The 19,197-nt window shown below is 66.7% G+C and carries 19 protein-coding genes; 9 read left to right on the forward strand and 10 right to left on the reverse strand.

Annotated features, from left to right (window positions below; all coding sequences use genetic code 11):
- Positions 1–159 precede the first annotated feature (159 nt).
- Entirely contained in the window at positions 160–708 is a 549-nt protein-coding gene (locus tag V6N07_RS08250; protein WP_371155543.1) for a hypothetical protein, read from the forward strand.
- Here the strand turns inward: V6N07_RS08250 and V6N07_RS08255 are convergent.
- On the reverse strand, positions 698–1,420 hold the full coding sequence (locus V6N07_RS08255) for a glycosyltransferase family 25 protein (RefSeq protein WP_371155544.1): 723 nt from the start codon (positions 1,418–1,420) through the stop codon (positions 698–700). The two genes, V6N07_RS08250 and V6N07_RS08255, sit on opposite strands and share 11 nt — an antisense overlap.
- Positions 1,417–2,457, reverse strand: a complete 1,041-nt coding sequence (locus tag V6N07_RS08260) for a glycosyltransferase family 4 protein (RefSeq protein WP_371155545.1) — start codon at positions 2,455–2,457, stop codon at positions 1,417–1,419. The genes V6N07_RS08255 and V6N07_RS08260 overlap by 4 nt, the downstream gene beginning before the upstream one ends.
- 45 nt (positions 2,458–2,502) lie before the next feature.
- Between V6N07_RS08260 and V6N07_RS08265 the strand changes: the two genes are divergently transcribed.
- On the forward strand, positions 2,503–3,345 hold the full coding sequence (locus tag V6N07_RS08265) for an alpha-1,2-fucosyltransferase (RefSeq protein ID WP_371155546.1): 843 nt from the start codon (positions 2,503–2,505) through the stop codon (positions 3,343–3,345).
- Between the two features lie 67 nt (positions 3,346–3,412).
- Here V6N07_RS08265 and V6N07_RS08270 read toward each other — a convergent pair whose 3' ends face one another.
- From V6N07_RS08270 to V6N07_RS08285, 4 genes are read right to left on the reverse strand one after another with little or no spacing between them, the layout of a single operon-like run.
- The gene (locus tag V6N07_RS08270; RefSeq protein WP_371155547.1) at positions 3,413–4,345 is read right to left on the reverse strand and encodes a GDP-L-fucose synthase family protein; all 933 of its coding nucleotides are present in this window, start codon (positions 4,343–4,345) and stop codon (positions 3,413–3,415) included.
- Entirely contained in the window at positions 4,338–5,396 is a 1,059-nt protein-coding gene (gene gmd / locus V6N07_RS08275; protein WP_371155548.1) for a GDP-mannose 4,6-dehydratase, read from the reverse strand. Before gmd ends, V6N07_RS08270 begins: the two co-directional genes overlap by 8 nt.
- A complete protein-coding gene (locus V6N07_RS08280) occupies positions 5,393–6,532 on the reverse strand; it encodes a hypothetical protein (protein WP_371155549.1) in 1,140 nt (379 codons plus the stop codon). Before V6N07_RS08280 ends, gmd begins: the two co-directional genes overlap by 4 nt.
- Before the next feature lie 2 nt (positions 6,533–6,534).
- Positions 6,535–8,271: an ABC transporter ATP-binding protein gene (locus tag V6N07_RS08285; protein ID WP_371155550.1), complete on the reverse strand. Its 1,737-nt coding sequence runs from the start codon at positions 8,269–8,271 to the stop codon at positions 6,535–6,537.
- A 145-nt stretch (positions 8,272–8,416) separates the two neighbouring features.
- Here V6N07_RS08285 and V6N07_RS08290 point away from each other — a divergent pair, with 145 nt between their 5' ends.
- Positions 8,417–8,794, forward strand: a complete 378-nt coding sequence (locus V6N07_RS08290) for a hypothetical protein (protein WP_371155551.1) — start codon at positions 8,417–8,419, stop codon at positions 8,792–8,794.
- On the opposite strand, the gene V6N07_RS08295 is transcribed toward V6N07_RS08290, so the two are convergent.
- Positions 8,725–9,963 carry a Coenzyme F420 hydrogenase/dehydrogenase, beta subunit C-terminal domain gene (locus V6N07_RS08295; protein ID WP_371155553.1) on the reverse strand — a complete coding sequence of 413 codons (1,239 nt, stop codon included), beginning with the start codon at positions 9,961–9,963 and terminating at the stop codon, positions 8,725–8,727. The two genes, V6N07_RS08290 and V6N07_RS08295, sit on opposite strands and share 70 nt — an antisense overlap.
- Positions 9,964–10,051: 88 nt before the next feature.
- Here V6N07_RS08295 and V6N07_RS08300 point away from each other — a divergent pair, with 88 nt between their 5' ends.
- The 3 genes from V6N07_RS08300 to V6N07_RS08310 all read left to right on the forward strand — a co-directional run bounded on the left by V6N07_RS08300 (position 10,052) and on the right by V6N07_RS08310 (position 14,283).
- Positions 10,052–11,212, forward strand: coding sequence for an MFS transporter (locus tag V6N07_RS08300; RefSeq protein WP_371155555.1), 1,161 nt, complete (start codon positions 10,052–10,054; stop codon positions 11,210–11,212).
- Positions 11,213–11,377: 165 nt separating this feature from the next.
- Positions 11,378–12,400: an aspartate-semialdehyde dehydrogenase gene (locus V6N07_RS08305; protein ID WP_371155556.1), complete on the forward strand. Its 1,023-nt coding sequence runs from the start codon at positions 11,378–11,380 to the stop codon at positions 12,398–12,400.
- Between the two features lie 260 nt (positions 12,401–12,660).
- On the forward strand, positions 12,661–14,283 hold the full coding sequence (locus V6N07_RS08310) for a DUF4139 domain-containing protein (protein WP_371155557.1): 1,623 nt from the start codon (positions 12,661–12,663) through the stop codon (positions 14,281–14,283).
- A gap of 42 nt (positions 14,284–14,325) precedes the next feature.
- Here V6N07_RS08310 and V6N07_RS08315 read toward each other — a convergent pair whose 3' ends face one another.
- From V6N07_RS08315 to V6N07_RS08325, 3 genes are read right to left on the reverse strand one after another with little or no spacing between them, the layout of a single operon-like run.
- Positions 14,326–14,637: a DUF3240 family protein gene (locus V6N07_RS08315; protein ID WP_371155558.1), complete on the reverse strand. Its 312-nt coding sequence runs from the start codon at positions 14,635–14,637 to the stop codon at positions 14,326–14,328.
- 3 nt (positions 14,638–14,640) lie between these two features.
- Positions 14,641–15,615: a sodium-dependent bicarbonate transport family permease gene (locus V6N07_RS08320; protein ID WP_371155559.1), complete on the reverse strand. Its 975-nt coding sequence runs from the start codon at positions 15,613–15,615 to the stop codon at positions 14,641–14,643.
- Between the two features lie 60 nt (positions 15,616–15,675).
- A complete protein-coding gene (locus V6N07_RS08325) occupies positions 15,676–16,326 on the reverse strand; it encodes a carbonic anhydrase (RefSeq protein WP_371155561.1) in 651 nt (216 codons plus the stop codon).
- Positions 16,327–16,487: 161 nt separating this feature from the next.
- Between V6N07_RS08325 and V6N07_RS08330 the strand changes: the two genes are divergently transcribed.
- The 3 genes from V6N07_RS08330 to V6N07_RS08340 all read left to right on the forward strand — a co-directional run bounded on the left by V6N07_RS08330 (position 16,488) and on the right by V6N07_RS08340 (position 19,196).
- A complete protein-coding gene (locus tag V6N07_RS08330; RefSeq protein WP_371155562.1) occupies positions 16,488–16,880 on the forward strand; it encodes a hypothetical protein in 393 nt (130 codons plus the stop codon).
- A gap of 85 nt (positions 16,881–16,965) precedes the next feature.
- Entirely contained in the window at positions 16,966–18,348 is a 1,383-nt protein-coding gene (locus tag V6N07_RS08335; protein WP_371155563.1) for a M17 family metallopeptidase, read from the forward strand.
- Entirely contained in the window at positions 18,345–19,196 is an 852-nt protein-coding gene (locus V6N07_RS08340) for an NlpC/P60 family protein (RefSeq protein WP_371155565.1), read from the forward strand. Before V6N07_RS08335 ends, V6N07_RS08340 begins: the two co-directional genes overlap by 4 nt.
- Position 19,197: the final 1 nt, after the last annotated feature.

The following is a 19,197-nucleotide window of genomic DNA, read 5'->3' on the forward strand; positions in this document are numbered from 1 at the left end:
GGTCTCAGGCAAGGCAGATACAACCCGCCGGACCGATTGGTCTGGACCTCGCGGCCCATGATGCCCGAGAATGCGCCAAGGCCACGCGGTCTGTTTCCGGGCTTGGGTTTGCTGATGAGGATTATCGGGTGGACAGCATCGCAGGACCTACGATGCGACATGGCGCAGGCTTTCCGCCGTCGTCCCGATTTCGAAGTGACGGCCGGACCGGTCCATACGGATGACGAACGCGCCCCAAGCTCTGACCGGAGGATGCAGACCATTCCCCGGACCGGAATGACGGCGCCGAAAGTCCACTCCTATCTGAGCCATGTGATCGACCCCGCGGCCACCGGATTGCCCGATCACGCGTGCGAAGACGCCGTCCACCTTCACCTGATCCACCACCCGGCCCGCATCCTCCAGATCCTTGACACCGACCGGGTCGGAGGGGCGAAAACCGGTTTGATACTCGGGATGCAGGCCACGCTTCATGACAGGTTCGGGGGCATCGTGATCGACATGGAGGATCTGACAGTCGCCCCTTGCGCAATTCTTCGAAACCTTTGCCGCGAACTGGGCCTTTCCTGGGCCGACGAGATGCTGTGGCCCAGCCGCGAAGGATCGCGTGATGCGCAATCCCCTGCCCCGGGCCTGCAACAGGCAGGTATGCTGCGCGCTGCGCTACCCTTCTACAGGGCCTTGAAATCCCGCGCCCTTACCGCCTAGCCCTGCGCGCCATTGCGGACCGGAACAGGGGCCTGCGGATTTCGCGCGTCAATTTCGACCAGAGCTTGCGATCGGATTTCTGGATCGTTGTCGATCCGCCCGCGCCCGATACCTCCGACACGCCGGAAGGATAGACCGACGTGACGTGAACGCCCGTGACCCAATGCATCTGCAGGAACACGTCGACAGGCCGGTCGAACGTAGTGGATGCCTCAAGCAGCCGCTCGCACGCCGAACGCGAATAGATGCTGCAGGTCGTCCTCAGCGGTGGCAGGTCCTGCTTTCGCAATTCCAGCCCCGCCTTGCTGGCGATCACGACACCAGACTGGGGCCCACGGGTCTGCAGTTGGATCGCGCCGTCGCCGGGATGCGCTTCGACGAGTTCGAGGGCGCGGACGAACGTGTCGGGCACGAGGGCGGCGTCGTCTTCGACGACAAGCCCCGCATCCCACCCTTCGGCCAGTATGCGTGCCCATGCGGCGCGATGGCTCAGAAAACAGGCGACCTCCGCCGGCAACAGCGCGAAGGGATAGCGCGGGGCAAGACGCAGGTCCGGATCATACGCGGCCAGCATATCCGCATCCGCCGCCCGACCATCGACCGCATCGAGAACCACCAAGGGCACGGGGCAATCTGCCAGCAGGCGGTCCACACCCGGCCGCCGGCCCGCAGCACGTGCAAGATGGATGATCAGCCCGCCTTCGACCTTCATGATGCCTCTCCATCCCAGAGCATATCGTAGACGGCACCGATTCCCGCCACCTCGCGGTCGATCCCATAGGACGCGACGGCGCGCGCGCGGGCCGCACGGGCCATCAGATCCCCCGCCGCCAGAAGGGCCGCGACCTGCGCCGCTGCCGCCGGGGCCACATCCCCGTCGTTCGCAATGACAAGACCCGCGTCGCGCCCGGCGAACGCCTGAAAATGCCCGGTATCGGTCGCGACGAACGGGACGCCCGAAGCCATCGCCTCCAGTGGTGTCATGCCGTACCCTTCATAGCGGGGCAGCGCGACAAGCCCGGACAGCGCACGCATCAGCGCCGGCATCCTGTCGGCGGCGATCTCGCCCGGAAACAGCAGCCGGTCGGCCAACCCTGCGGCCTCCGCCTTGGCGCGCAAGCCCGCCTCGAAGGCAGAATGGCTTCGCCCGGCTCGCCCGATCACCAGCGCGGTGAGGTCCGGGCGATCCGGCAGCAGGCGCAGCATCGTCTCGACGAAACGGTCGGTGCCCTTCTCGGGCCGGATGCGCCCGATACAGGCCACGCCGACACGGCCCGGAAAACCCGTCGCGGCCCAGGCGGCCTCGCGGTCCGTCGCAGGGCACCATCGGTCGACATCGACACCATGGGGCACGACCGCGCGGACATGCGGCACGTATGTCGCTGCCTCCGCCGTCGTGGCGATCACGGCGTCCATGCGCGAGATCAGCCAGCGGGGATAGGCCGAATGCCGCCGCTGCGCCGCCGAGGTGAACACCAGCCGGATCGGCAGGCGCAGCACGTCGCGCGCCCAGATGCCGGCCCGCATCTCGGGGTTGCGGCGGACGTGCCAGATCGTGAAGGGTCGCGCACCGGGATCGCGCGACAGGGCACGGGCCCCCGCGACGGTGACGGGATCGGGGCACCCCGGCAGGGGATGACCGGCCAGCGCCATGTCATACAGTTCCGCCTGTCCGCGCACGACCCCGGCCGCCGTCGCGGAGACGCCGGTGAAATTGGGGTTCAGGTTGGTGACGATCAGATCGGCCATGCGCCTGCTATGGTCTTTGACGCGGGGCTTTGGCAAGAACCGGGAATGATCACGCAACGCCTCTTCGGGGGTCTGGGCAACCAGATGTTCCAATACGCCACGGGCCGCGCGGTGGCGGCAGCGCGGGGTGTGCCCCTGGCCCTCGACACGCGCGATACGGATCGGCGGGGCGGGCACAACCGGTTTGCCCTGCACCGTTACGCCATCGACGTGGCGTCCGACCCGGCCTTGCCGCCCGACCGCAAGGGTCGACCGCTGCGCTATGCCGCGTGGCGGGCGATGGGTGGCCGCCTGCTGCGCGAGGCGGGTCTGGGCTTCGATCCGCGCGTGATGCAGGCCCCGGACGGCAGCTACCTGCACGGCTATTTCCAGTCGGAGCGGTATTTCGCAGGCATCGCCGACACCATCCGCCGCGACCTGACCCTGACTGAGCCGCTGTCATTCGAAAGCGCCGCATGGCAGGCCCGTATCGCGCAGGACCCGCTGGCCGTATCCCTGCATGTGCGGCGGGGCGATTACCTGTCGGCGGGCAACCATGGCACCTGCGACGCGGCCTATTATGCCCGCGCGCTGCAAGCGGTGACCGATCGGATGGGCGCGCGCCCGCGCCTCTATGCGTTTTCCGACGATCCCGATTGGGTGCGTGATCACCTGCACCTGGATGCGGAAATGGCCGTCGTCGGCCACAACGGCCCGGACGCGGGGCACGAAGACCTGGCCCTGATGTCGACCTGCCGCCATCATATCGTGGCCAATTCCACCTTCAGCTGGTGGGGCGCTTGGCTGAACCCACGCCCGGACAAGGTGGTTGCCGCCCCCGCTGTCTGGTTTGCCGCCCTGGCACAGACCAACCACGACATCCTGCCCGACAGCTGGATCGCCGTCTGATCGACGCCGCGCCGTCGGGACTTTGGCCCCGGACCAGCCAAGGCATCTCAGGCCAAAGGCACGGCTGTCAGAGGGCGCGATATTCCTTCACCGTGCGTGCGATGCCTTCGGCCAGCGGGATGGACGGGCACCAGCCCATCGCCGTCAGCCGCCCGCTGTCCATCAGCTTGCGCGGGGTGCCGTCAGGTTTGGACGGGTCGGTCAGGACGTCACCGGCAAAGCCCGTCGCCGTGGCCACCATGCGGGCCAGATCGAGGATCGACACCTCCTGCCCCGAGCCGATGTTGACGTGCTGCGCCCCTGAATAGTGTTGCATCAGGAAGACCAACGCGTCGGCACAATCGTCGGCATGCATGAATTCGCGCAGGGGCGACCCGGTGCCCCAGATGGTCACGTCCGCCGCCCCCTCGGTCACCGCCGCATCGAACCGGCGGATCAGGGCGGGCAGGACGTGGCTGTTGGTCGGGTGATAATTGTCGCCTGTCCCGTAAAGGTTGGTGGGCATGGCCGAGATGAAATCGGCCCCGTGCTGCTTGCGATAGGCTTCGCACAGCTTGATGCCCGCGATCTTGGCCACGGCATACCACTCGTTCGTCGGCTCCAACGGTCCGGTCAGCAGCGCATCCTCGGGAATCGGCTGCGGGGCGAGGCGTGGATAGATGCAGGAGGACCCGAGAAACATCAGCTTTTCGACGCCCACCTGATGCGCGGCGTGGATGACGTTCGCCTCGATCATCAGGTTCAGGTAAAGAAAATCCGCCGGATAGGTATCGTTGGCCATGATCCCGCCGACATGCGCCGCCGCAAGGAACGCCGCATCGGGGCGGTTGGCGGCGAACCAGTCGCGGACCTGTGTCTGATCGGTCAGGTCCATCTGGTCGCGCGTAGCTGTCAGCACCTCGCATCCCTCGGGGGCCAGACGCCGCTGGATCGCCGATCCGACCATGCCCCGGTGCCCGGCCACGAACACGCGTTTGCCCGACAGGTCGTAGTCAGCCATGCGCGGCCTCCCGGTTGGACTTTTCGATCCGGGCTTCGGCCAGATCGGCCTCGGCCATTTCCTGCACCAGCGTCTCGAACGGGGTCGTGGGGGTCCAGCCCAGCTTCTCGCGGGCCTTGGCGGCGTCACCCAGCAATGTCTCGACCTCGGCGGGGCGGAAATAGCGCGGATCGACCGCAACGATCACGTTGCCATCCGCGTCGCGACCGACCTCGTCCAGCCCCTCGCCCTCGAAGGTGACCTGCATGTCCAGTGCGGCGCAGGCGGCACGGACGAAATCCCGCACGGAATACTGGACGCCGGTGGCGATGACGAAATCCTCGGGCGTGTCCTGTTGCAGCATCAGCCACATCATCTCGACGTAGTCGCGCGCATGGCCCCAGTCGCGCAGCGCGTCCATGTTGCCCAGCTTGAGCACACCGCCGGTGCCCAGCTTGATGCGGGCCAGCGCGCGGGTGATCTTGCGCGTCACGAAGGTTTCCCCGCGCAGGGGGCTTTCGTGGTTGAACAGGATGCCGTTGCAGGCAAACAGGTCATAGGCCTCGCGGTAGTTCACCGTGATCCAATAGGCATAGAGTTTGGCCACCGCGTAGGGCGATCGTGGGTAGAACGGGGTCGCCTCCGTCTGCGGCGTCTGCTGCACGAGGCCGTAAAGCTCGGATGTGGAAGCCTGATAGAACTTCGTCGGCAGATCCAGGAACCGGATCGCCTCCAACAGTCGCAGAGGGCCGAGAGCGTCGGAATTGGCGGTGTATTCCGGTTCCTCGAAGCTGACGGCGACGTGGGATTGCGCGGCAAGGTTATAGACCTCGTCCGGGCGCACGGCAGACAGGATGCGGGTCAGGGACGAAGAATCCGTCATGTCGCCATGGTGCAGGACAAAGCGCCCCTCCTGCCCCGGAGGGCCGTCGAAGAGGTGGTCGATACGTGCGGTATTGAACAGCGAGGTGCGGCGCTTGATGCCGTGCACCTCGTACCCCTTGTCCAGCAGAAGCTCCGACAGATAGGCGCCGTCCTGGCCTGTGATCCCGGTGATGAGGGCCTTTTTCATTGGCTTTCCTTCTGCTTGTTGCGGCGCCGTCTGCGGGCGGATTTCAACTCGTCGTTCCATTGCACCAAACGGTCCATCCGCAGCTCGATCTTCGGATCGAGACGCAGGAGCGAGGCGCGCAGGGCCCATTGGCCCAGACTGCCGCGCGTGCCCGGCTCCGGCCAGAGGGAGCGTTCGGAGCGGATCAGGCGGCGGCGGCCCGAGGGGTCGGCGACGGGGCGGTCGAACGCGAAACGCGCCGCGCGGGCCAGCAGGTTCGCCTGATTCCAGTCGTGCAGCAGACGCTTGCGCGCCTCGGCGATTGCGGGCAGCGCGGATTGCCAGCGGTTCGAGGTGATGTCGTCCACCATCTGCTGTGCCGCGACCTTGGGTTGCGTCAGATCGATGGGGCGCAACGCGTCGGCCGGCACGTAATCCTGCGGATTGGTGCATCCGGCATAGAACGGGAAGGTCCAGCACAGCAGGGGATCGGACAGCTTTTCGGTCCATGTGTCGGCCCCGCCCGTGTTCTCCAGCGCGAGGTGATACTTGTAGGGCAACAGCGCCTCGGCCTTGTCGCCGATGCTGCGTGTGCCGCGCCCGAACAGGTCGAGCCGGTCGGGGATCAGCTGCTTGAGTTCGTCGAGGAACACGAGGCGCTGCTTGTGATAGCTGGTGAAGTTCTTGTCCGAGGTCACGACCGAAATGCGGTCCAGCTTGCCCTGCGGCACCTCCAGTGTGTTCAGCCAATCGTAGCCGCGGATCTCGCCAAAGCCGCCTTCGGGGGGGAAATCGATGCCCGCGAACCAGCATTGGCCATGGTTCTCGCGCCAGATCTCCGTATCCAGCGGCCGGTCGCCGGGCAGGATGACAAGGCCGAATTGTTCCAGAAAACGGCGCGCATAGGGGTGGATGACCTCCGGCTCACCGGCAAGGAAGACGGTCCGCTCCTTGGGCAGATGCGTCGGGATGGAATAGCTGGCCCGGATATGAACGATCAGCACATCGGCATCGGGCGCGACGTCCTTGCCAAAGGTGAAGGTGACGCCACCCCATTCGGGGATCGTGCCGGGAAACTGCTTGGAGAACAGGGCTTCCGGGTAGGTGCCGAAGATATGGGCCCTGATCGGGGGCGTCGGTGCGGTGGGCTGTGCCAATGTCACCCCTCCTTCCTGAATTGCAGATCGTGGAGTTGGGCATAGGCGCCACCCTGCGCCATGAGGTCTTCGTGCGTGCCGCGTTCGACGATCTGCCCCTGATCGAGGACGAGGATCTGGTCCGCCTCCCGGATCGTCGACAGGCGGTGCGCGATCACGAGGGTGGTGCGATCGGCGGCCAGACGGCTCAGCGCGTCCTGGACAAGGCGTTCGGACCGGGTGTCCAACGCACTGGTCGCTTCATCCAGCAGCAGGATCGGCGTATCGCGCAGCAGGGCCCGCGCGATGGCGATCCGCTGGCGCTGTCCGCCCGAAAGGTTGGCGCCGCGCGGGCCTGCCGGGCTGTCCAGACCGGCGGGAAGGTCGGCGACGAATTCGCTGACATGTGCCGCATCCATGGCCGCCCGCAGATCGCCGTCCGCCACGTCCCGTCCGAGCGTGAGGTTTTCGCGCAGGGTCTCATCGAACAGCAGGGTTTCCTGACTGACGACGGAAAACAGTCCGCGCAGATCCGACAGGCTCCAATCCGATGTCTCGGCCCCGCCGATCGTCACCCGCCCGCTGGACGGATCGACAAGCCGGGTGAGGACGTTGAAAACGGTCGACTTGCCCGCCCCGGACAGGCCGACAAGGGCGGTGGTCGTGCCCTGCGGCACTTCGAAGGACACGCCGCGCAGAACCGGGGTATCGCCGTAGGACAGGCTGACATCGTCGAACACGATGGTGCTGGTTTTCGGTCGGGCGGCGGATGGGGTGGCAGGCTCCAGAATCGTGGGAACGGTGTCGCGCAGCGCGTAGATCCGGTCGAGCGATGCCATCATCGTCTGCCAGTTCGCCGCGATCCCGGCCAGACGGCGCAGCGGCTGAAACGCAAGCGACATGGCGGTGAAGAACGACATGAACTCGCCAATGGTCTTTTCCCCGGCGATGATCTGCGGCCCGCCATACATCAGCACCGCCAGAAAGCCGAAGCCCACGGCAAAATCGACCAGCGCGGGCACGGTCGCCTGCCCCGCCTGCGTGCGCACCGTGGCGCGCACCATCTCCTCGGTGGCGAGGCGAAAACGCCCTTCCTGATAGCTTTCCATCGCGTTCAGCTTGATGGGCGTGATGCCATGGAAAATCTCGTCGAGGCGCGTGGTGCGGCGACCGGCAATGTCGCGCAGGGCAACGGATTTGCGGCGGATGTAACGCTGCACGACCAGACTGGGCAGGACCAGCAGCGGCGCACCGATGATCGCGACGACCGTCCAGATCGGATCGACAAGGATCGCCACCACCATCAGCGAGACGAGCCCGACCGCATCGCGCCCCGCCGACGTCAGGATGCCTGTCCAGATGTTCTGGATCGCCTGCACATCGCCTTGCACCCGCTCGATCAGCTGACCGGGTGCCGTGCGCCCGAAATAGGCGCTGTCGAGGCGCAGGACGTGGGACAGCAGATCCTGTTGCAGGCGCGACGAGGCGATGAAGGACACGCGCGCCATGATGATCCGCTGCGCCACCCCGGCCACCCCGCGCAGCACGAACAGCCCGAAGATCGCAAGTCCGACCCAGACGATCAGGTCCGCACGTCCGGCGACGAAAACCACGTCGAACATCGGTTCCAACATGTAGGACAGCGCACCGACCGTGCTGCCTTCGACCGCCATCAACAGAACGGCGGCAAGGATCCACCATGCGTGGCGGCGCAGATAGCCGGTCCACAGACGGGCAAAGGGATGGGCGGTTGGGGTCAATCGGTGCCTCGGACGCTTTGCAGCGGCTTAACGCATGGCGGGACGGCCCGGCAATGGCTAGGCTCTGTCACGTTGCACGTCGCGGCGATGGGCGGGCGGACCTGGCCGCGCATCTAGGTCCGGCGAAATGGCTCGGGGATGAAAGATGTATACCTCGGACAGCCTGTTCACCTTGACGCCGCTTCAGATCGTCGGCGTTCTTTTCCTGTCGGGGGTGATGTGGCTGGGTGCGGTCCGGCTGCTCCGATCAGGGCCGGGGCGCCTCAGGCGGACAGGGCTGGCGATTGTCCTGTTCCACGGCTTCGTCTGGCTGTCGCCGCAGGTCTACTACCTGTTCTATTGGGCGACGTTCGACGGGCTGCCGATGCAATGGGTCATCCGCGCGCCGCCGTCGCCGGGGCACCTGCTGCGCCTGTTGACCTTTACCGAAGAGGCATCGCTGTCCCGTCACGGTCAGGGGCTTTTCGGCTGGTCCCTGCTGTTGCTGGCGCTGCGTTCGTCCGGATCAGGCGTCAGGCCATAGGGCGCGGCAAGGGCCCAGACGTGATCGGGCACCATGTGGCGCATCCGGTTCGGCATGGCCCGTCGTAGGTGCAGGATCGTCTCGACCGCCTTCATCTCGACCCGCGCACGGGCGAACTCCATCCCCCGTGGCCCGATGCGCGGCTGCAGCCAGGCCACCACCGGGCGCAGCCAGTCCGGCATCCGCCGCAATGGCAGGCCGCCGGCGGCGCGCGCGGTATTGGCGGCGAACCCCTTGACCGCCGCCGCGCGTTTCCCCCCCGACGTCTGGGGCGCCAAGACGATGCGATCGCCAAGCCCGGTCAGCATCTCCTCCCCGCGCGCGTTGCGCACGATCAGCCATTGCTGCCCGTCGCCGCCCATGTAGCCGACGGTGATATCGGCCAGGCGATTGGTGTAATCCGTGCAGGTCCGACAGGTCATCGGAAAGAAATCGGGCGGCAGGTCCGACAACGGCAGCTTCAGAAACGGGATCAGGCGCACGGCGCCATCGTCGAAGCGCATCTCGACGCGGTAATCGGCCCGAAACTCCAGATAGGTCACCCGCTCCGGCGTGTCCGTCAGACGGGCAAGGAAGGCATGGAAGTTCTCAGTCGTGGTATTGTCGCTGCACGGGGTGCCGATGACATACAGCCGGTCGAGGCCGAGGTCCGCCTCGATGGCGCGCAGTGCATGGACCTGACAGGGAATGCCGATCAGGGCGATGCGGGTGTGTCCCTGCGCCATCGCAGGCTCCAACAGTGCGAGGATGGGGGCATAGCCCATCCGCATACCCCGCACCTGCGCCATGTCCGCGGGGTCGGTCACGATGACGGGCACGGGGCGGAACGGATCATCCGGGGCCGGCGCAAGCGTCAGGACCGCCGTGACCGTCCCCCGTTCGAGCAGGTCCGCCGCGAGAGCAGTGGTGATCCCTGTCCATTGTGCCCCCGGGGCGGGCGGTGTCAGGACGGCGCGATGCATCGCGATGTGATGGCCGAAATGCGCATCCTGCGACGGTGCGCCATGCACCGCGTCTTCGGACGCGGGATAATCGGGGACGGTGAACTGACAGGCCGTGCCGCACCGCGGGGCCAGCGCCATCCGCGACAGGCCACAATCGGTGCACATCGCCCCACGGGGCGCGGCGGGTGAAAGGGCGGGCGCGGTCAGGGACAGGCTGTCAGGCATGATTGACACTTAGGATGGGTCGTCCCGACCTGTCCAGCCTTGCGCCATCGCGTCCCCCGTGTCACCGACAGCGCCGGAGGAAGACATCATGAACGCCGGAATAGCCATTCTGACGCTGGCCTATGTGCTCAGCCAGTTCTACCGCGCGTTCCTTGCCGTTCTGGCGCCGGACCTGACGGCGGACCTCGGCATCACGCCTGCGGAGCTGAGCCGCGCTTCCGGCATCTGGTTCTTGGTGTTCGCCGCCATGCAGATCCCCGTGGGCCTGTCGCTGGACCGGATCGGGCCGCGCAGGACGGCGGCGATCCTGCTGGGTGTCGCGGGGGGCGGTGGCGCCGCGCTCTTTGCGGTGGCGACCGCAGGGTGGCAGGTCTCCGTGGCCATGGGGTTGATCGGGGCCGGATGTTCGCCCGTTCTGATGGCAAGCTACTTCATCTTCGCGCGACAGTTCCGGCCTGCCGTGTTCGCCACGCTGGCCGGTGTGCTGATCGGGGTCGGCAGCCTTGGCAATATCGCCGCCTCCGTCCCCCTTGGCTGGGCGGCCGAAATCCTGGGATGGCGCGGGGCGATGCAGGCCCTGGCGGGCCTGACGGTTGCCACGGCCGTCGGGTGCTGGTGCCTCGTGCGCGACCCGGAGGAGATTGCCGGCGGCCCGCGCGGATCGCTGCTCGATGTTCTGCGCATTCCGGCCATCTGGGCAATCCTGCCCATGCTGTTCGTGAACTATGCCCCCGCCGCCGGTCTGCGCGGTCTTTGGGCCGGGCCCTACGTGGCTGATGTCTACGACGCGCGGTTCGTCGGGGCCGTCACCCTTGCCATGGGGCTTGCCATGATCGCGGGCAACTTTGCCTATGGGCCGGCCGACCGCATCTTCGGCACGCGCAAATGGGTGGTGATGGGCGGCAACCTGATCGGCGCGGCGATCTGCGGCGTGCTCTGGCTGATCCCGGTGCCGGGCCTCTGGATGGCAACCGGCCTGCTGGCGGCGGTCGGCTTCTTCGGGGCGAGCTATGCGCTCTGCGTGGCACATGGGCGGGCATTCTTTCCGCAGCACCTCGTCGGGCGGGGCGTGACGCTGCTCAACCTGTTCTCCATCGGCGGGGTCGGCGTCATGCAGTTCGCCACCGGCCCGATCTTCGTGGCCGCTGGGGGTGGCGTGGCGGGGTATCAGGCGCTGTTCGGGGTGTTCGCCCTCGTGTTGCTGGCGGGCTGCGCGATCTATGCCCTTGCCCCCGACAACACCGACTGATGCCGCAGGCGTGCCCGGGGCGCGAGGCCCGGCGCGCGCGGCCGCCCCGGCCCGATCACATCGCCCGGAATGTCACGTATCACCAATCGTGACGTCCACGGACCTTTACGCGCCCGCCCCGCGCGTATACGCGACAGGCGTTTCCCAACCCAGGAGTATATCGAGATGGGCTACAAGGTCGTCGTTTGCGGCGCCACGGGAAACGTGGGCCGCGAAATGTTGAATATCCTCGCCGAGCGCGAGTTCCCCGTGGATGAGATTACGGTGCTTGCGTCACGTCGCAGCCTTGGCACCGAAGTCAGCTTCGGCGACAAGACCCTGAAGACCAAGGATCTCGAAACCTTCGATTTCACCGGACAGGACATCGCGTTCTTTGCCATCGGATCGGATGCCACCAAGAAGTTCGCGCCGATCGCCGCCAAGGCAGGTTGCGTGGTCATCGACAACTCCTCGCTCTATCGCTACGACGCGGATGTCCCGCTTGTCGTGCCCGAAGTGAACCCGGAGGCCGTCGACGGGTATTTCAAGAAGAACATCATCGCGAACCCGAACTGTTCGACCGCGCAGATGGTCGTGGCGCTCAAGCCGCTGCACGACCGCGCGCGCATCAAGCGGGTGGTGGTCAGCACGTATCAGTCCGTCTCCGGCACCGGCAAGGACGCCATTGACGAACTGTGGGACCAGACCAAGGGCATGTATGTGCCGGGTCAGGAGAAGGAACCGAAGGTCTATCCCAAGCAGATCGCCTTCAACGTCATCCCGCATATCGACGTGTTCATGGACAGCGGCGACACCAAGGAAGAATGGAAGATGGTCGCCGAGACCAAGAAGATCGTGGACCCGAAGATCAAGGTGACCGCCACCTGCGTGCGCGTGCCCGTGTTCGTCGGCCATTCCGAGGCGATCAACATCGAGTTCGAGGATTTCCTCGACGAGGACGAGGCCCGCGACATCCTGCGCACGGCGCCCGGCATCCTTGTCGTCGACAAGCGTGAGGACGGCGGCTACGTGACGCCGGTCGAATGCGTCGGCGATTTCGCGACCTTCGTATCCCGCATCCGTCAGGACAGCACGATCGAGAATGGCCTGAACATGTGGGTCGTCTCGGACAACCTGCGCAAGGGTGCCGCGCTGAACGCCGTTCAGATCGCGGAAACCCTGGTCGAGCGCGTTCTGTCCAAGGCCTGATCCTTTTCGCGGCGCAAGGGGCGCCGCGCCCCGACGATGACCGCCGCCACCGATGTGGCGGCGGTTTTTGTTTGTCGGGGCATGCGTGGGCAAACCGACGTGGCCCCCGGATCCATGGGCCCGACTGCCACTATCCACCCGCCGCCATCTGTCCACCGGCGGTGCCTTGCTTATGCGATGGCGGGGGTGCGGCGACGGGGCTGACTTGCCATGTCCCTCGTGAAAGACTGCGCAGAAACCGATCTTTGCAGGGACAATTCATGCGCCGTATCCTCTTTCTGACGACCTGTCTGTCCGCACCATTCGCAGGACAGGCGGCCGATTTCCCGACCCGTGCCCCCGTCCAGACGGCGGTTGTCTATCTGCAAGGGGCCGAGATCACCCGCAGCGCCATCGAGGAGGTTCCGGCCGGACGCCACCGCCTGCTGGTCCCCGTCCCGAGCGACCGGCAGGCCCCGTCCCGGATCGAACTGCGCGGTGCCACGCTGGGCACGGTCGAGATCCTGCCGGATGCGGTGACAGACGGGCGCCCCTACCTCAGCCCAAATCAGCAACAGGCGCTAGCCGCGCTGGAGGCCGCGGAAGATGCCACGCACCGGGCCGAAGACGCGCGCCTGCGGGCCGCCGCCGCCATGAAAGCGGCCGATGACAGGCTGGCTTTCCTGCGATCGGTCACCGGGGCATCGCTGACCACCCTCGACCCGGACCAGATCACGGCAACGGCCACCGCGGTGTCAGACGGCACACAGGCGGCGGAGATCATCCGTGCGGATGCCCGCGCCGACCTGCGTGCGGCAGAACAGGCCCGCGATGCCGCGAACCGGGTGCTGGAACAGGCGAAACGCGACCTGGCCGCAAGCGGCGCCGATCTTGGCCCGATCACCCTGATGGCGGTCGAGATCGTGGCCGAGGATGCCGGCCCTGTCGACCTGACCCTGACCTCCTTCGCGGCGAACGCGGGCTGGTCGCCCGTCTATGACATCCATCTGGATGCCGACGAGAAGGTGACTCTGACCCGAAAGGCGACCGTTTGGCAACGGACAGGCATGACCCTGTCGGAGGTGGACCTGACATTGTCGACGGCCGATCCCTTTGCCCAGGCCGGGCCAAGCTTCGTCGGACCCGACCGCGCAAGGGTGGTCGAACCCCAGCCGCGCGTCAGCGTTCAGTCAGACACCTTCGCGATGGACACCGCGACGGGCCGGGCCGCCCCCGCGCCTGCCATCGAAAGCGCCGCCCGGCTCGAGCCGCAGTTCGATGGTCCCGTCGTGACTTATGTCTACCCCACGGCCGTTACGGTGCCCGAAGGCGGCGGACAGGTCACGCTGTCGCTCGGGGATGTGACGCTCGACGCGCGGGTCTTCAACCGCGCCGCGCCGCGCCTCGACGAAACGGCCTTCCTGATGGCCGATGTCACGAACACCAGCGGGGAACCCATTCTACCCGGCACCGCCACCCTGTTCCGCGAGGATGCCCGCGTGGGCGAAACCGCCCTGCCGCTGCTGGCCGCCGGGGGCGAGACCGAGCTGGCCTTTGGCGCACAGCAGCATCTGCGGCTGGAATTCGTGCTGCTGGACAATGCCACCGGGGACCGCGGCGTCTTCGTCACCTCCGGCACACGAGAACAGGAAATGATCTTCCGGCTGCGCAATCTGTCCGACAGCCCCGAAACCGTCGAGACGCGGTTCGCCCTGCCCTTCTCGGAGGAAGAAGACCTCGACATCCGCGTCCGCGCCACCCCGCCCCCCGACCGCCGGGATGTCGACGACCTGCGCGGCGTGTCTGAATGGGACATCACGCTGGACGGCGGCGCCGAGGCGGCGGTCCGCATCGGCGTGGATCTGGAATGGCCGGAAGATGAAACCCTGATCTGGCGCCCCTAGGGCGCCGCACATGACGGCCCCGGCGCGGCACCCGCCGGGGCGTCAGAACCGTTCGGCGCGCAGAACCTGACAATCGACCACGGACACGACACCGATATGCCGCTCGACCACGTCGAAGGCGGCATCGAGCAGAGTGTCGAGCGCTTCGGCCCGCACGATGCAGACCACCGCCTTCATGCCGCCCGCGCGGCTGATGTCACCGGACCGGGACCATTGACCCGACCGTCCCGAACCGCCCTGCACGGGCAGGACGGTAAAGCCGGTTACCCCGGCCTTGACCAAGGCGTCCGTCAGGCGACGCTCCATCATCGCCTCGATGATGATCTCGACTCGTTTGGCGGGATGGGTCTGCATGGATCAGCCTCCGGTCAGGAACCGGGACACGCCGAGATAGATCGGCAGGCCCAGCGTCAGGTTGAAGGGGAATGTCACCCCCAGGGACAGGGTCAGATAGATCGAGGGGTTCGCCTCGGGCAGGGCGACGCGCATGGCCGCAGGCACGGCAATATAGGAAGACGACGCCCCCAGCACCATGAACAGCATCACCGACCCGGTGCCGAGGCCCAGCATGAGCCCCGCCGCCGCCCCCGCCATCGACCCGACAAGCGGCATGACGATACCGAAGGCCAGCAGGCCGGGGCGCAGCACGCCGCGCGCCTGTCGCAGGCCCCGCCCGGCCACCAGCCCCATGTCCAGAAGGAACAGGCACAAGACACCCTGGAACGGCGAGACGATGAAGGACGCGATGCGGTCGAGGCCATCCTGCCCCGTGATCCATCCGATCGCGAAGCTGCCCACCAGAAGGACGATGGAGCCGTTGAGCAGGATCTCGCGCCAGAGGTCCGCATCCATCGACCGGCCATCGCCGCTGCGCGCGACCAGCCACAGGGCCGACAGGATCGCGGGCGCCTCCATCACCGCGGCGACCGCCACCATCCACCCGTCCGAGGCGATACCCGCCGTCTGCAGCACCGATGTGCCCGCCACGAAGGTCACGATGGAAATCGATCCGTAGTGCGCGGCCACCGCGGCCGCATCGAGGGGGGACAGGCGCGTCAGAACACGCAACAGACCGAAGGCCGCGAACGGCAGCGCAAAGGACAAGACGGCCCCGGCCAGCAGGGCCCCGACCAGCCGCGCATCCAGCCCGGCGACATTGACGGCCACCCCCCCTTTGAAGCCGATGGCAAACAGAAGGTAGATCGACATCCCCTTTGCCACGGCCTCGGGAATGGTCAGTTCCGATCGCGCCAGCGCCGCCGCAAGGCCAAGCGCGAAGGACAGGATGATCGGTGACAGAAGGTTGCCAAGGGCAAGGTCGATCAGGTCCATCTCATCCCCTCATGTTGGTGTGGTCTGTCCACGTCGCGGCAAACGGCCCGCCCGTTGCGGTCACAGCGGCAGGAAACGGTCGCTGGCCGCGTCGTAGATCTCCAGTTCGCCCTGCGTGATGTCGTTCCACAGGCCATGCAATGCGAGGTCGCCGCTCTCGACGGCGGCGGCGACGAAAGGAAACGTCATCAGGTTGTCGAGCGAGATCAGGACCGCCTGCTTTTCCAGTGCTTCCAGCCGGGTGGCTTCGTCCTCCAGGTGGCGCACGCTTTCCCAGCCGGGGCGCAGCATGTCCATCCAACGACCGACGAAGCTGTCCTCGCGCTCCAGATCGGGGGCGTGGCCCGAACACATCTCCTCGCAGCCGCGCACACCGCCGCATTGGGAATGGCCCAGAACGATGATCTGCGCGACCCGCAAGGATTGCACCGCGTATTCGATCGCGGCCGAGGTGCCGTGCTTCAGGCCATCCGGCTCATGCGGGGGGACGAGGTTGGCGATGTTGCGGTGAATGAAGAATTCACCCTGCTCGGCCCCGAAGATCGACGTGACATGCACGCGGCTGTCACAACAGCTGATCACCATGGCGCGCGGACGCTGACCATCCTGGGCCAACCGGCGATACCACGCGGCATTCTCGGCGAATGTCGTCGCTTTCCAGCCGTGATAGCGCTGAATCAGCGATTTCGGCAACGGCTTGACCTGTCTCATTCGCCCATTCTCCATCGGATCCAGCGTCCTTGTATGGAATGCCTTTAGTCAATTCGAGCGGTTTCTGCCGATCGTCGCCGGCGGCGTGTCACGGTTTTGCCCCGAATGGACGGGAAACCGTGGATCAGGCCGTGGGGGCTGTAACAGGACCAAGGTGCAAGATGACCCATACCGTGACGACGCTGACACCAATCATGCTCGAGGAACTCGTGGAGTTCGACCACGACGTTCTGGCCGATCTGTGCGCCCGACACGGTCACCGGACAGAAATCGTGATCGCCACCAGCCTGTCGCAGATCGAACAACTGCTGTCGCTGGCCAGGCTGCAGCTTGCCGGATCCCATGACACTGGCCTGATCCGGACCTGCTCCGACCTGATCGCGCTGGCGCAGACCATCGGCATGCGCACGCTGGAACGGGCGGCGGTCGGCGTGCTGGATTGCATCGATGCCGGTGACGCCACTGCCCTGCCGGCCTGCGCTCAGCGGATGCTGCGCCTGGGCGAGCCTGAAACCATTGCCCAATGGACGGTGCGCCACGATACGGTCGCATAGCACCGCGCGCGCACTGCGGCCTTGCGGCGACGGTCTGGGGGACTAGTGTGTCGGGCGCTGCCCCGTTCCAGACCCGAGTGACCGCATGACTGCCACCTTCGCCGCCCCAGACGCCAACGCCACACCGATCCGTCTGGTCCCCGCGGCTGATTTCGAAAGCTGGCTGGCACGACAGGACGACCCCGTTCGCGATTGGGTCACCGCCAATCAGTTCACCGGCAAGGCCGGACAGATCCTGCGCATGCCCGCACCCGACATGTCCATTGCCCGTGTCCTGTTCGGCTGGGGCACCCCGGATGACCACCGGCGAAACCGTTTCCTGCTGGCGCGGGCCGCCGCCGGACTGGGCCCCGGCACTTACGCCCTGGATGGTGATCTGTCCGACGACGCACAGGAAGAGGCGGCCCTTGCCTGGCTGCTTGCCGGATACCGTTTCACCAGATACGCCGGATCGGGCGCTGATGCGCCGCGCCTGCGGGTGCCGCGGGGCGTGGACGCCGCCCGACTGGAGGCCATCGCCGCGGGCGAGGCCCTGACGCGCGATCTGATCAATACGCCCGCCGCCGACATGGGCCCCGACGAGCTGGAGGCCGCGACACGCGCGCTCGCCTCGCGGCATGGGGCCGACATCAACGTGAACACCGGCGATGCGCTGCTTGATGGGAACTTTCCCATGATCCACGCGGTCGGCCGGGCGGCGACACGCGCGCCGCGCCTGATCGACATGACATGGGGCAACAGCGGTCCGACCCTGACCCTCGTGGGCAAGGGCGTCTGCTTCGACACCGGTGGCCTGAACCTCAAGCCCGGCGCCTCCATGGGCCTGATGAAGAAGGACATGGGCGGGGCGGCGACCGTGCTGGGCCTTGCGTCGATGATCATGGCGCTGGACCTGCCCCTGCGCCTGCGCGTCCTGATCCCGGCCGTCGAGAACGCCGTGGCGGGCAATGCCTTTCGCCCCGGCGACATCCTGACCGCGCGCAACGGCCTGACGGTCGAGATCAACAACACCGACGCCGAGGGGCGGCTGGTGCTTGCGGATGCTCTGGCCCTTGCGGACGAGACGCCCGCCGACCTGACGGTCTGCATGGCGACCCTGACCGGGGCCGCGCGGGTCGCCGTTGGGCCGGATCTTGCCCCCTTCTACACCGATGACGACGCGCTTGCGCTTGCCCTGTCGCAGGCCGGCAAGCGTGTGCGCGACCCGCTCTGGCGGATGCCGCTGCACCGCCCCTACGAGACGATGATCGAGCCGGGCATTGCGGACCTCGACAATGCGCCGGGTGGCGGATTCGCAGGGTCGGTGACGGCGGCGCTGTTCCTCGACCGGTTCGTGACCAAGTCCCGCTTCGTCCATTTCGACATCTACGGCTGGAACCCGACCGCACAGCCGGCCCGCCCCAAGGGCGGTGTCGGCATGGGTGCGCGCGCCATTCTGGATGCGCTGCCGGGGATCCTGCCGTCATGAGCGCGCTCGACCCGCGGATGACGCCCGCCAACGGCTATGCCGCCGCGCATGAGTTGCGCGGCATCGTCGAGGCGACGCGCTATGTCAAAGGGACCATCCGCACGGTGCAGCAACCGCTGGTCAACATGTCGGACGCACCCCGCGGCGACAGGTCCAGCCAGTTGCTGTTCGGAGAAGCCTTCCGCGTCATCGACGAGCGCGACGGATATGCCTTCGGGCAATCCCTGCGCGACGGCTATTGCGGCTATGTGCTGTCCGCCGCCCTGTCCCGGCAGGACGCGGCCACCCATTGGGTCGCCGCCCCGGCCACGCACCTCTATCCCAAGGCGCGCCTCAAGGCCCCGCCGGAAGTGGCGATTTTCTTCGGCAGCCACGTGCGCGTCACCTCCGACCTCGGCGATTTCCAGAAGGTCTCGACCGGTCACTTCATCCCGACACAGCACCTGCAACGCCTGCGCGCGCGGTTTTCCGACCCGGTGGGCGTCGCCGACATGTTCCTTGGCACGCCCTATCTGTGGGGTGGATGCTCTCGCTGGGGTATCGACTGTTCCGGGCTGGTGCAGCAGGCCCTGAACGCCTGCGGGATCGACTGCCCCCGTGACAGCGATCAGCAGGCGGGCCTCGGCCGTGCCCTGCACCAGGGGGAGCCGTTGCAGCGTGGCGATCTGGTGTTCTGGAAAGGTCACGTCGGCATGATGTCGTCGGACACGATGCTGCTGCATGCGAACGCGCATCACATGGCCGTCGCCTACGAACCTCTCAACGAAGCGCGCCAGAGAATTGCGGCAAGTGCCGATGGCGCCTCCGGCCTCAGCGGCGAGATCACAGCCCGCCGACGCCTTGCCTGAC

It is taken from the genome of Jannaschia sp. 2305UL9-9 (genome assembly GCF_041403465.1).
Classification (GTDB): domain Bacteria; phylum Pseudomonadota; class Alphaproteobacteria; order Rhodobacterales; family Rhodobacteraceae; genus Jannaschia.